Below are 13,849 nucleotides of genomic sequence, written 5' to 3'. Positions count from 1 at the left end.
TTTGAAAAGAGGGGCAAAACCAATGCTTAAACCATCGAGTTTTAAGTACATTTTCTTGTTTACTTGTTTCTTTGCCGTGACCACCATGATGGGTCAGGAAACCGATGAACAGGCTCAAGATTCTGTACAGACAGGCGTAGCGCTTGGTCGCTTGATATTGGATGACCCAGACAGTATCGTTGCCAAGTATACCTACGACCCAGAGACCGATCAATATATCTACACAGAGAGCATTGGCGATTTCAATGTGAGTTATCCGCTCATCCTTACCCCAGACCAGTACTATGATTTGGTTGAAAAAGAAAGGATGAAATCCTATTTCAAGGAAAAAATAGATGCCTTTACCGGAAGAAAGGAAGGAAGTGAGGAAGCTCGAAAAAATCTACTGCCCAATTTTTATGTGAACAGCAACTTTTTTGAATCCATTTTTGGAGGAAATACCATTGAAGTAATTCCACAAGGTTCTGTGGCCATGGATTTGGGAGTGTTGTGGCAAAAAAATGATAATCCAGCATTATCACCACGAAACCGAACCAACCTTTCCTTCGATTTCGACCAAAGAATCAGTTTAAGCTTATTGGGAAAAGTGGGCGAACGACTCCAAGTCACTGCAAACTATGATACCGAGGCCACTTTTGATTTCCAAAATTTGGTCAAACTGGATTACACGCCAACCGAAGATGACATTCTTCGGAAAATTGAAATTGGTAACGTAAATATGCCGTTGAACAGTTCCTTGATCACTGGGGCACAAAGCCTTTTTGGGGTAAAGACACAATTGCAGTTTGGAAAAACCACCGTTACCGCAGTTTTTTCTGAGCAACGTTCCCAAAATAATACCGTTGTAGCACAGGGTGGGGGAACCTTAAATGAGTTTGCTCTTACCGCTTTGGATTATGATGAGGACAAACACTTCTTCTTGGCCCAATACTTTAGGGACAATTACGACCAAGCATTACAAAATTATCCCTTCATAAGGAGTCAAATACAAATTACCCGTTTGGAAGTATGGGTGACCAACCGTAACCAGCAGACCTTGAACGTACGGAATGTAGTGGCCATTCAGGATTTAGGTGAAGCTTTATCGGATAAAACCCGAATCGGAAGAAACAATGGGGACCCAGCAGGATTTTTTAACCCGGCGGCCATTGCTACCGGGCTTCCCCAAAATGCGGCCAACGACTATAACCCCAACCAAATTGGGTCTGGGGCACTGACCCCTTCCATTCGTGATATAGCCACCGTGGAAGCTGGTTTCAATATCCCTGGATACCAAGTGAACCAAGGTTTTGATTACGCCATTTTGGAAAATGCACGAAAATTGGAACAGGGGCGGGATTACCAATTCGATTCCCAATTAGGGTATATCTCCTTGAACCAGCGTTTGAGCAATGATGAGGTGTTGGGGGTTGCATTTCAATACACCTTCAATGGAGAGGTCTACCAAGTAGGGGAGTTTGCCAATGGGGGTGTGGATGCCACGACCGTTTCAGGCGGTGTAAATCCCATAATTGAGAACAACACCCTTATTCTAAAATTGTTGAAGAGCAATATCACCAATGTGGAGGATCCCATTTGGGATTTGATGATGAAGAACATCTACGCCACTGGAGCTTTTCAGTTGAGTGAAGAGGATTTTAAGTTGAATATTCTTTATTCCGACCCCACTCCACGGAACTATATTACTCCTGTTGATCCCAATGCAGGATGGCCCGAAGGCTTGGAAGACCGAATTTTAATCAACGTTTTCAACCTAGACCGCCTAAATGTCTACAATGATGTGCAACCTGGTGGGGATGGCTTCTTTGACTATGTGCCCGGTATTACGGTGGATCCCCAATCAGGACGTATCATCTTTACCAAAGTGGAGCCTTTCGGGGAATATTTGTTTGAGCAATTGGGCGGTGGAACCTATGATGTTGAGAATGATCAAGGCTATAACGCCAACCAACAGCGGTACGTGTTCAGAAACATGTACGCCAAGACCAAGGCAGCTTCGTTACAAGATGCCGAAAAGAACCGTTTTCAGATAAAAGGACGATACAAATCTCAAGGAAACAACGGTATCCCTATAGGTGCCTTTAATGTTCCGAGAGGTTCGGTAAGAGTAACGGCCGGGGGGCGTCAACTTCAGGAAGGGATTGATTATACCGTGAACTATCAGGCGGGGACCGTTCAGATTTTGGACCCCAGCTTGCAAGCCTCCAATACGCCCATCAACATTTCAGTGGAGAACAATGCCGTTTTCGGACAGCAAACCCGAAGATTTACCGGAATCAATGTGGAACACCAGTTCAATGAAAATTTTGTGCTGGGTGGAACGCTTCTCAACCTGAATGAGCGACCACTCACCCAAAAATCCAACTACGGAATCGAACCCGTGAACAATACCATTTTTGGTTTGAACGGAAACTTCAGTACCGAAATGCCCTTTTTGACCCGATTGGCCAATAAATTGCCCAACATTGATACCGACGTGCCATCGAACCTGTCTCTACGGGGTGAGGTGGCATTTTTGAAGCCGAACTCACCGAAGAATGCAGATTTCCAAGGAGAGACCACTACCTATTTGGATGATTTTGAAGGCGCACAGGCATTGATAGATATCCGTTCGTCGCTGGGATGGACCTTGGCGAGCCCTCCAGTTGAATTTATTCAGGACCGAACCGATATCGATGTAGGATACGAACGGGCCAAAATGGCTTGGTATACCATAGACCCTATTTTTTATACCAATCAGAGACCAGCAGGGCTTTCGGATAATGATATTTCGTTGAATTCCACCCGTAGGGTGTTCATTGACGAGGTCTTTACAGAAACAGATATCGCCCAAGGGCAAACACAAGTGCAGAGTACCTTGGATATTGTCTATTACCCCAATCAAAAAGGGCCCTATAATGCCAATCCCAGTTTTGAAACGGAGACACCAGATGCCAAATGGGCCGGTATTATGCGTCCCTTGAGCAGTACCAACTTTGAACAATCCAATGTGGAATTTGTGCAGTTTTGGGTGCTAGACCCTTATGTGGATGGTGAGACCACTGATGCCAATGCAGGAGAATTGGTATTGAACCTAGGAAACATTTCCGAAGATATTCTACGCGATGGTCGTAAGCAATACGAAAATGGATTGCCGGCAAGTACCAACAATGAAATACCGCGACCTACAATCTGGGGTCAGGTTCCCTCAACCCAATCATTGGTGTATGCTTTTGATGCCGATGAAACCAACCGGACTGCACAGGATGTTGGTTTGGACGGATTGGATGATGCTGCGGAGCAAGCCATTTATAACGGTCCCGCGGAAGATCCTGCCTTGGATAACTATCAATATTATTTAAATAGGGACGGAGGTATTTTACAACGATATTCAGATTTTAACAATACCGATGGGAACTCACCTGTGGCCGTGACCAATACCAATAGGGGTTCCACGACTTTGCCCGATGTGGAGGATATTGACCGGGATTTGACGATGAACACGGTGAACAGTTATTACGAGTACCGTATCGAAATCAAGCCCAATACAACGATCAATGACAAATATGTAACGGATATCCGCGAAGGACAAACTCCTTCATTGCCCAATGGTACCCAATTGAACCGCAGATGGATTCAGTATAAAATTCCATTAAGTGATTTTACTGATGCTGTGGGCGGAATAACCGACTTTAGGTCTATTAGCTTTATGCGGATGTACCTCACCGGATTTTCAGATGACGTAGTGCTTCGTTTTGCCACTTTGGATTTGGTTCGTGGTGATTGGCGTACGTATACCAGGTCTTTGCAGCCCGATGTTGACAATGACCCATCGGATGATGGTACCGTAACCGATGTGAACACCGTGAACATTGAAGAGAACTTTGGACGTCAGCCTATTCCTTATGTACTGCCTCCAGGAGTTGTGCGGGAGCAGTTGAACAACAATAACACCATTATCCGTCAAAATGAACAATCCTTGTCTTTTGTGGTTGAAAATCTTGAATCTGAGGATTCGCGAGGGGTTTTCAAAAATGTGAACATTGATGTGCGTCAATATCAGCGGATAAAAATGTTCATGCACGCGGAGAAAATATTAAGTGGGGATTATTCAGATGATGATACGCCTTTGGTTGGTTTCTTGAGAATTGGAACCGACTTTTCGGAAAACTTTTATCAGATAGAATTACCGCTTCAGTTTACGCCGTTCAATGTTACATCAGCAGACCAGATTTGGCCGGATGTCAACCAAATTGACATTGCTTTGGATGATTTGAACAAGGTGAAATCGAGAGGTATTGCCGAACAGACACTGAACCAAATCAGCTACTATGAGATAGTGGATGGCGAAGTGGTTCCTGTGGATGAATTTTCGCCTAGGACTTTAGGAAGAGTGCGGATTGGAATTCGAGGAAACCCGTCTTTGGGAAGTATTCGGGGGATGATGGTTGGAATCAAAAACATTGACGATTTGCCGGCTAGAGGTGAGGTTTGGTTCAATGAGCTACGCTTGGCCGGATTGGACAATAACGGAGGATGGGCTGCTATTGCTGCCTTGGATGCCAACATGGCTGATTTTGCCAATGTTTCGGCCACGGGAAGCAAAAGTACTTCTGGGTTTGGGTCCATTGACCAAATGCCCAATGAACGGTCTAGGGAAGATGCCATTTCCTACGATGTGGTCACCAATGTAAATGTGGGGCAATTGTTTCCGAAGAAATGGAATTTACAATTGCCATTCAACTATGGTATATCGGAAACCTTGATCACTCCGGAGTTCGATCCTGTTTATGACGACCTAAAATTGGAAGATCGAATTGATGCTGCAGCAACTCCTGAGGATGCGGAGGCCATCAAAAAACAAGCTGAGGATTATACCAAGCGCACAAGCATCAACCTGATTGGGGTCCGAAAAAACAGAGGTGAAGAGGCCGAGGCCAACTTCTTTGACGTGGAAAACTTCACCTTTAACTATTCCTATAATGAAACCAATCACAGGGATTTTGAGGTAGCTGACCTTCGGGATCAAAACGTGAACACCGGGTTTGTGTACAACCACAATTTTAAACCGGCACCGGTAGCCCCTTTTGCCAAGAAAGATTCTCTTTTTATGAGCAAATATTGGCAATGGCTCAAAGATTTAAATTTTAATGCTTTGCCTACTAGTTTGTCAGTAAATGCAAACTACCTCCGTTCCTTTAACCAACAGCGTTTTAGAGACGTTTTGGAACCCGGTGTAGATGCTCTGGAATTGCCGTTGCTGCAACAGCGTAATTATCTTTTCAATTGGCAGTACACCTTAAATTATAGCCTGAGCAAATCCTTGCGATTGAATCTGACCGGCTCCAATAACAATATTGTTCGGAATTATTTCAATATGGATGATGATCCAGACTCGGGTATTGACGAGACATTGGATTTATGGGCTGGTTTTTTTGATGTTGGGGAGCCCAACCGTCATGCCCAACAAATGCAATTGAACTATGAATTGCCGTTCAGTAAGTTTCCGTTCTTGAATTTCATCAATGCCCAATACACCTATACCAGTAATTTTGACTGGCAACGTGGTGGTGACGCACTGGCTGAAGTGGTACAGGAGGCATTGAACGATCCCAACGCCCAAATCAATACGGTACAAAATGCCAGCACCCACAATATTACCGCCAATATGAGTATGCAACGCCTCTACGACTATTTGGGGTTGAAGAAGCGAGATGGAAAGGTTACGGCGAACCAAGCGGCCATCAGAAGGGACAAAGCGGGTAACCCTGCCAATGGTACTGATGGCAACGCACCCAAGAAGACCAGTAAAGGGTTCAATACCTTGGTAGATGTGTTGACCATGGTAAAACGGGTAAACGTAAATTATAGCGAGAACCGTGGTAAGGTCTTACCGGGATATACCCAGTCCATCGGATTTATCGGAACAACGCGTCCCACTTTAGGTTTTGTATTCGGTAGCCAGGCCGATGTTCGGTTTGAAGCGGCCCGTAATGGATGGTTGACGACTTTCCCGGAGTTCAACTCGCAGTATATGCAAAATTCAACCAAACAATTGAACATTACAGCTACGGCGCAACCTACCCAGGATATTACCATAGACTTGACCGCCGACCGCCAATTGACCAATAGCTACCAGGAAAACTTTAGGGTGAATGATTTAGGGGGTGGACAATTGGAATATGAGACCTTATTGGGCAATACCTTCGGAAATTTCAGTATTTCAACCATCATGATCGGGACTATTTTCAGCAAGAGTGATGAGTTTGATTCCGAAACTTTTGAGACCTTTAAACAAAACCGACTAACCATAGCCAACAGACTTGTTGCCGATAGAGGGGAAAGTCCAGGTACCCTAGATGAGGATGGATTTCCAGAGCGCTATGGAAAAACGCAACAAGAGGTATTGCTTCCTGCATTCTTTGCAGCCTATACAGGTCAGGATGTGAACCGGGTGAATCTGGATGCCTTCAGGCAAATTCCTATTCCAAACTGGAACATTAAATACACGGGATTGATGAAAAACAAGTGGTTCCGAAAGAAATTCAAGCGTTTTTCATTGAGTCATGGATACCGAGCGGCGTATTCCATCAACTCCTTTCAAACCAATTTGGAAAAAAGAAATACTGCCACAGATCCTGAAACTGGAGATGTACTGCCAGACAACATCATTAATAATGTGGTGTTGACCGACCAGTTTAACCCATTGATGCGGGTTGACTTTGAAATGGCCAATTCCTTCAGTTTCTTGGCTGAGATAAGAACTGATAGAACCCTTTCGCTCAGTTTTGACAACAATTTGCTCACCGAAATCAACGGTAAGGAATACACATTGGGCTTGGGATATCGCTTTAAGGATGTAAAGTTCGTGACCAATATTGGGGGCGAAAAAACACGCTTGAAGGGAGATTTAAACCTAAAGGCCGATCTATCACTTCGTGATAACATCACCATTATCCGAAACTTGGATATTGACAACAACCAAATTACATCCGGGCAACAATTGGTTTCCTTAAAGTTTACAGCGGATTATGCCTTGAGCAAAAGCTTGAATGCCCTATTTTTCTACGACCATTCCTTCTCCAAGTTCGCGGTTTCCACAGCGTTTCCGCAAACCACGATCAATACAGGTTTTACCTTAAGGTACAACTTTGGCAATTAACTGGGGTTGACTCTGAATTTGTCCCAAATTTAATTGAAAGCTTTGTTTGAAAACCAAACCATGATCCGTTACATTTGTCCATCGACTAATTTCAAACTTTGACAAATGAACATACCATCCGAACTAAAGTACACCAAAGACCATGAATGGGTCAAGATTGACGGAGACATTGCAACTGTAGGAATAACAGATTTTGCCCAAGGAGAATTGGGTGATATTGTGTATGTGGAAGTGGAAACCGTGGATGAAACCTTGGATAAAGAGGAGGTTTTTGGAACAGTTGAGGCCGTTAAGACGGTTTCGGACCTTTTTTTGCCACTGAGTGGTGAAATCATCGAATTCAACGAAGCCTTGGAAGATGAGCCAGAAAAAGTCAATACCGACCCGTATGGTGAAGGCTGGATGATCAAAATCAAAATGAGCGACGCTTCTGAGGTTGACGACTTAATGAGTGACGCGGATTACAAGGCATTGATTGGTGCTTAAAAAACACAGATATACCTTATTATTTATAAGCTGGGTGATGTTCATAACAACGCTCAGCTTATTTTCTTTTTCCGATATGGATTTGGATACCGGAAAGTTAAACATCCCCTATGCGGATAAAATGACGCACTTTGTATTTTACATGGTCTTTGCGTTTTTGGGATGTTTTTTTCTAAGGGAACGTACACGCGGCCATTTAAAATTGGATAAAACAATTGTCTACGTTTTGCTTTCAGCTATTGGGTATGGCATACTTATTGAGGTTTTACAATATACACTTACAGACGATAGAATGGCCGAATTGGGCGATGTTTTTGCAAATTCTTTAGGAGCATTTGTAGGAATTGGCCTAGTTCAATGGCTTTTTTCCAAGAAAAGGCCGTTAAAATGGAAATTTTAATTGCTTATTTAACGAATTAATAATTAAATTAGCGAACACTAAATTCAAAAAGATGGAACCAAAGAAGAATCCAAAAGCTGATGTAGGAAGAAACAGTTCACTCTATTTTGTTGTAGGGCTGGCAGCTGTTTTGGCATTGGTGTATGGAGCCATGGAATGGAAAAAATATGACAAGGCAAACGATTATGATATTGCCCTTAACGTAGAGGATCAGCTGGACGAAGAAGTGCCAATGACCGAACAAATAAAAACTCCGCCACCGCCACCGCCACCTGCAGCACCTGAGGTTATCGAGGTTGTTGAGGATGAAGAGGAAGTAGAGGAAACCGTAATAGAATCCACCGAGACCAGTCAAGAGGAAGAGGTTGTTGAAATAGAAGAAGTAGTGGTGGAAGAAGTTGAGGAAGATATTTCAGTTCCATTTGCTGTTATTGAAGATGTACCTGTTTTTCCCGGTTGTGAGGGAGCCAGCGATAAAAAAGCATGTTTTCAGGAAATGATGCAAAAGCATATCCGTAAAAACTTCCAATATCCAGAAATCGCCCAAGAAATGGGAGTTCAAGGAAGGGTGAACGTAATTTTCGTTATCCAAAAAGATGGAAGTATCGGAAATATTAGAATGCGTGGACCGGATAAAAACTTGGAAGCAGAAGCAATGCGTATCATCAAGAAATTGCCAAAAATGACCCCCGGAAAACAAAGAGGTAGAGCTGTAAAGGTACCTTTCAGTATTCCAATTACATTTAAGCTTCAGTAAAAGAATTATAAATTCCTGTTGAGGCAGGAATGGGAAAAGCCCTGATGGAAACGTCAGGGCTTTTTTTATGCATATTTTTCATAACTATCATAAAACCTTGTATTTGGTTGGATAAGATGTAGGCTGACATTATCTTTGCCAGCCAATTATATGTGTGGATGAAATCTGCTGTAGGTTCCGTTAAAAATACGTCCCTTTCCTTACTATTTTCCGATTTTAAGGAGATCACCAAGGCCAAGCTGGCCATTAGTGTGGTATTTTCATCCATTGCCGGATATTTTTTGGGTGCTTACCAGATCAATGCAGTTTCCCTTTTGCTCCTGACGTTTGGTGGATATTGTATGGTTGGGGCCTCCAATGCCTTCAATCAGGTTATTGAGAAGGATTTGGACGCCTTGATGAACCGAACCAAAAACCGACCCATACCCTCAGGGCGAATGTCGGTTAAAACTGCGCTGACCATCGCTATTGTGCTTACCGTTCTTGGGGTGGTTTCACTATTTGCCCTAAGTCCCAAGACCGCAATGTTCGGTGCCATATCCATTTTTCTGTATACCAGTGTGTACACCCCCTTGAAGACAAAGACGCCATTATCTGTTTTTGTAGGAGCATTTCCAGGTGCCATTCCCTTTATGTTGGGCTGGGTAGCTGCCACGGACGATTTTGGCATTGAGCCTGGAACCCTTTTCATGATTCAATTTTTTTGGCAATTCCCCCATTTCTGGGCACTGGGCTGGATGTTGGACGAGGATTATAAAAGAGCAGGGTTTAAAATGCTGCCCACTGGAAAAAAGGACAAGGGAACGGCCATGCAGGTTATTCTCTACACCATTTGGATGATTGTCATTTCCGTTATTCCAGCTTTTGGCATTACGGGAAGGTTGAGCCTGTCCATTCCAGCAGCAATACTAGTACTTTTAGCGGGCCTGGTTATGCTCTTTTTCGCATTCAGGCTTTACGAAAAACAGGAAAACCGCACGGCAAGACATTTAATGTTGGCCAGTGTCACCTATATATCATTGATTCAAATAATCTACGTAGTAGACAAGTTTATTTCATAAAATGGATTTAACCCAAGGAACAGCAGAGGAAAAGAACAAAAGGGCGAAGAAGATGATGCTCTGGTTTGGCATTGTTAGTCTTATCATGGGGTTTGCCGGTTGGACCAGCGCCTATATTGTGAGCAGCAAAAGGGATGATTGGATCAGTGATTTGGAATTGCCCCAAGCTTTTTTCATTAGCACGGCAATAATTATCCTGAGTAGTATCACCTATTTTATCGCCAAAAAGTATGTGAGTAGAAACGACCAGAAAATGGGGACTATCTTTTTGCTGGTCACTTTAGTTTTGGGAATATGCTTTATTGCACTTCAGTTCCATGGATTTTCTCAGATGCTGGAAAACGGCTACTACTTTACAGGGCCTACCAGTAATATTAAAATGTCCTATGTGTTTTTAATTGCAGCGGTGCACATTGCCCATGTTGTAGCGGGCTTGATATCACTTTTAGTGGTCTTGGTACAGCAACTGCGGGGAAAATATATGCCAGATGATATGTTGGGGATGGAATTGGGGGCCACCTTTTGGCATTTTTTGGATTTTCTTTGGGTATACTTAATACTATTTATGTATTTCGTGAAATAAATCTTTGTTCAACAAGTTTTCATTCAAGTTTATCTTTTTGAATACGTCAAAAGGTGTAAATTTGTGAAAGTTTTACTAAAACGACCTTTTTATATGGATACAACGGTGACTACCGGTACAGAAGACAGCGTTTGGGGAGGCGGAAATAGACCACTCGGCGCTAGCTATGGAAAAATGATGATGTGGTTTTTTATTGTCTCGGATGCCTTGACCTTTTCTGGGTTTTTGGTGTCGTACGGCTTTTCCAGGTTTAAGTTCATTGAGACTTGGCCCATTGCCGATGAGGTATTTACCCACGTACCCTTTTTCCATGGAAATTATCCCATGTACTATGTGGCCTTTATGACCTTTATTTTGATTATGTCCTCCGTGACCATGGTATTGGCTGTGGATGCAGGACATAAAATGAAACAAAACAGTGTTATTCTCTACATGTTCCTGACCATTATTGGAGGTGCCATTTTCGTTGGTTCACAAGCATGGGAATGGGCTACCTTTATTAAAGGAGATTTTGGAGCGGTTGAAACCAAAGGAGGTCGTATCCTACAATTTGTAAATGCAGAGACTGGTGAAAGAGCGGCATTGGCTGATTTTGCCACTACACTTCCAGAAGAACGGATAAAACATTTGAAGAGTGAGGGCATTTGGTTTGAGCAAGAAGGGTACAAAACTTCATTCTCCTTGAATGAGGTGGTGGAAGGATTCAAGACCACACCAAATATTCTTATCCGAACTGAAACAATCAATGAAGAAGGTGAGAAAACCCTTTTGAACAGGGAAGAATCTTTGGCCAAATTATTGGACGCCTCACAAGTCGTTGAAGGTGCAAACCTTATCCATAATGAATACGGTAGCCGCCTTTTCGCAGATTTTTTCTTCTTTATCACAGGGTTCCACGGATTCCACGTATTCTCTGGAGTAGTGATCAACATAATCATATTCTTTAATGTTATTCTCGGTACCTACGAGCGCAGAGGACATTATGAAATGGTGGAGAAAGTGGGTCTGTACTGGCACTTTGTGGATTTGGTATGGGTATTCGTATTTACATTCTTTTATTTGGTATAAAAACATTGATTAGATAAATGGCACACGAGCATAAACTTGAGATTTTTAGAGGACTGGTAAAGTTTAAGTCGAACACCCAGAAAATTTGGGGTGTGTTGATATTCCTTTCCATTGTAACGGCTGTTGAAGTTGCTTTAGGTATCACCAAGCCACGGTTTTTGACGCACAACTATTTCATAGGCATGAAGCTCTTAAACTGGATATTCATTATCCTTACATTGGTGAAAGCCTATTACATTGCGTGGGACTTTATGCACTTGCGTGATGAGAAGAGTTCCTTGAGAAGAGCAATAGTTTGGACCCCAATATTCTTGGTCTGCTATTTAATATTCATCCTTCTTTTTGAGGCGGATTACATTTACAACGTCTTTAAGGAAGGCTTTGTAGCTTGGAATTTCTAAACAGGATTTAAGATAGTAAAAGACGGTTTTTCAACCGTCTTTTTTTATTTTTGCAAGGCTTATAATGTTATGAAAAAGACCTTTGTTTTAGTGGTTCTCTTCATCTTTCCATTGGTGGCCTATCTGTTTTTTGCCTCAGGGGTCAACAACTTTGGAAAATTGCCCACACTTACCGAGAATGTCCCTGATATTTCACAGGTGGATTCCTCAGTCACATTGGATGGAAAAATTACCATCTTGGGCTTTTTGGGGAGTGATGTGGAAGGTAAAAAAGGCAATGCCTTCAACCTGAACCAAAAAATCTACAAGCGTTTTAGTGAGTTTCAAGATTTTCAGATAGTTATGGTGGTGCCAGAAGAAAGCAAAAGCCAAATCGAACCACTTCGGGAGGAACTCAGTGAGCTCTCCGATGACCAAAGGTGGAATTTTGCCCTTGGAAGCAAAGAAGCTATACGTGTATTTTTCCAAGAACTGAAAACAGACATCACATTAGACGCTGATCTTTACACACCTTATGTGTTCATCATAGACAAAGACCGTAACCTAAGAGGAAGAAATGACGATGAGGATGAAGGTGTCAAATTTGGGTTCAATACAACATCAGTTGCGGAACTCAACAATAAAATGGAGGATGATGTCAAAATAATTTTGGCTGAATATCGTCTCGCTTTAAAAAAGAACAATGCCGACAGGATCAAATAACAAGAAAAAATATACCTACGTTTGGGTATCAGCGATTATTTTGGTTTTTGGGATTTTCGCCGTCTATGAAATTACCAAAAGGGTCAAAAGTGGCACTGTGGTGGAAAACGACCGTATGAGTATGGCGGCAGGGCAAAACAAGGTGGGTTTTGTAGTAAACCAAGGTAAAAAACGAAAAGTGCCCGAATTTCAATTTCTAGATCAGGATAGCATATTGGTCACCAATGAAGACTATTTGGGAAAAGTGTATGTGGTAGAATTTTTCTTCACAACATGCCCAACCATTTGCCCAATAATGACCCAAAATTTGGTGGAATTACAAAACACCTTCAAGGATAATGAGGAATTTGGTGTGGCATCCTTTACCATCAACCCCAGATATGATACACCGTCTGTGCTAAAAAGGTATGCAGAAAAATATGGTGTCACAGATAAGGATTGGCACTTCTTGACAGGAAATCAGGAAAAAATCTATGAACTGGCACGAGAGGGATTCTATATTTTGGCCAATGAGGACGAGGATGCCCCTGGCGGGTTTGAGCACTCTGGCATGTTCGCCCTGATCGATAAAAATGGGTATATTCGCTCGCGCGAAGACCAATATGGCAACCCACTGATATATTACAGAGGTACCATTACAGAAAAACAAGGGGTAAACGCGGATGGCGAAGCTCAGCAGATTACCATATTAAAAGAGGACATTAAAAAATTGCTGGCAGAATAATGGAAGATTCAATCAAGGAAAAGAGAATTAATAAGTGGATTACGGTGACCTCCGTGGCGATTCCGTTGGTTGTAGCATTATTGTTTGCATACAAAATACCGAATTCGGAACCTCTAACCTTTTTACCGCCTATTTATGCAACTATAAACGGTATTACCGCAATTTTGTTGGTAGTGGCCGTAATTGCAATTAAAAACGGAAGGAGGGCTTTGCACGAAAAGCTCATGACCACTTGCATCTTTTTGTCAGCCTTGTTTTTGGTCATGTATGTGGCCTATCATATGACTTCCGAGACTACACTTTATGGAGGAGAGGGAAACATTAAATATGTGTATTATTTTATTTTGATGACACACATTGTACTTTCTATATCGGTGATTCCTTTGGTTTTGATTACCTACTCAAAAGTGTATTTGGATGATTTTGAAAGTCATCGGCTATGGGCCAAATATACCTTCCCCATTTGGCTTTATGTGGCAGTTACGGGCGTTATTGTCTATATCATGATTTCACCGTACTATTAATA

11 protein-coding genes are annotated in these 13,849 nt (G+C 42.4%); all 11 read left to right on the top strand.

The window, feature by feature from the left end; all coding sequences use genetic code 11:
- Nucleotide 1: 1 nt before the first annotated feature.
- Nucleotides 2-7,141: a cell surface protein SprA gene (gene sprA, locus AB1A65_RS01755; RefSeq protein WP_366585002.1), complete on the top strand. Its 7,140-nt coding sequence runs from the start codon at nt 2-4 to the stop codon at nt 7,139-7,141.
- A gap of 105 nt (nt 7,142-7,246) precedes the next feature.
- The gene (gene gcvH, locus AB1A65_RS01750) at nt 7,247-7,627 is read left to right on the top strand and encodes a glycine cleavage system protein GcvH (RefSeq protein WP_366585000.1); all 381 of its coding nucleotides are present in this window, start codon (nt 7,247-7,249) and stop codon (nt 7,625-7,627) included.
- A gap of 37 nt (nt 7,628-7,664) precedes the next feature.
- Entirely contained in the window at nt 7,665-8,027 is a 363-nt protein-coding gene (locus AB1A65_RS01745; protein ID WP_366584998.1) for a VanZ family protein, read from the top strand.
- 52 nt (nt 8,028-8,079) lie between these two features.
- The gene (locus AB1A65_RS01740) at nt 8,080-8,784 is read left to right on the top strand and encodes an energy transducer TonB (RefSeq protein WP_366584996.1); all 705 of its coding nucleotides are present in this window, start codon (nt 8,080-8,082) and stop codon (nt 8,782-8,784) included.
- 158 nt (nt 8,785-8,942) lie between these two features.
- Nucleotides 8,943-9,845: a heme o synthase gene (gene cyoE / locus AB1A65_RS01735; protein ID WP_366584994.1), complete on the top strand. Its 903-nt coding sequence runs from the start codon at nt 8,943-8,945 to the stop codon at nt 9,843-9,845.
- Nucleotide 9,846: 1 nt separating this feature from the next.
- Nucleotides 9,847-10,428, top strand: coding sequence for a cytochrome c oxidase subunit 3 (locus AB1A65_RS01730; protein WP_366584992.1), 582 nt, complete (start codon nt 9,847-9,849; stop codon nt 10,426-10,428).
- A gap of 93 nt (nt 10,429-10,521) precedes the next feature.
- Nucleotides 10,522-11,496, top strand: coding sequence for a cytochrome c oxidase subunit 3 (locus tag AB1A65_RS01725; RefSeq protein ID WP_366584990.1), 975 nt, complete (start codon nt 10,522-10,524; stop codon nt 11,494-11,496).
- A gap of 17 nt (nt 11,497-11,513) precedes the next feature.
- On the top strand, nt 11,514-11,897 hold the full coding sequence (locus AB1A65_RS01720) for a cytochrome C oxidase subunit IV family protein (RefSeq protein ID WP_366584988.1): 384 nt from the start codon (nt 11,514-11,516) through the stop codon (nt 11,895-11,897).
- Between the two features lie 69 nt (nt 11,898-11,966).
- Nucleotides 11,967-12,599 (top strand): hypothetical protein, encoded by a 633-nt coding sequence (locus AB1A65_RS01715; protein WP_366584986.1) that lies wholly within the window; start codon nt 11,967-11,969, stop codon nt 12,597-12,599.
- The gene (locus tag AB1A65_RS01710) at nt 12,580-13,323 is read left to right on the top strand and encodes an SCO family protein (protein WP_366584984.1); all 744 of its coding nucleotides are present in this window, start codon (nt 12,580-12,582) and stop codon (nt 13,321-13,323) included. Before AB1A65_RS01715 ends, AB1A65_RS01710 begins: the two co-directional genes overlap by 20 nt.
- The gene (locus AB1A65_RS01705) at nt 13,323-13,847 is read left to right on the top strand and encodes a DUF420 domain-containing protein (protein ID WP_366584982.1); all 525 of its coding nucleotides are present in this window, start codon (nt 13,323-13,325) and stop codon (nt 13,845-13,847) included. The genes AB1A65_RS01710 and AB1A65_RS01705 overlap by 1 nt, the downstream gene beginning before the upstream one ends.
- Nucleotides 13,848-13,849 lie beyond the last annotated feature (2 nt).

It is taken from the genome of Allomuricauda sp. ANG21 (genome assembly GCF_040705235.1).
GTDB lineage: Bacteria > Bacteroidota > Bacteroidia > Flavobacteriales > Flavobacteriaceae > Flagellimonas > Flagellimonas marina.
This window is presented reverse-complemented; position numbering and strand designations above follow the sequence as displayed.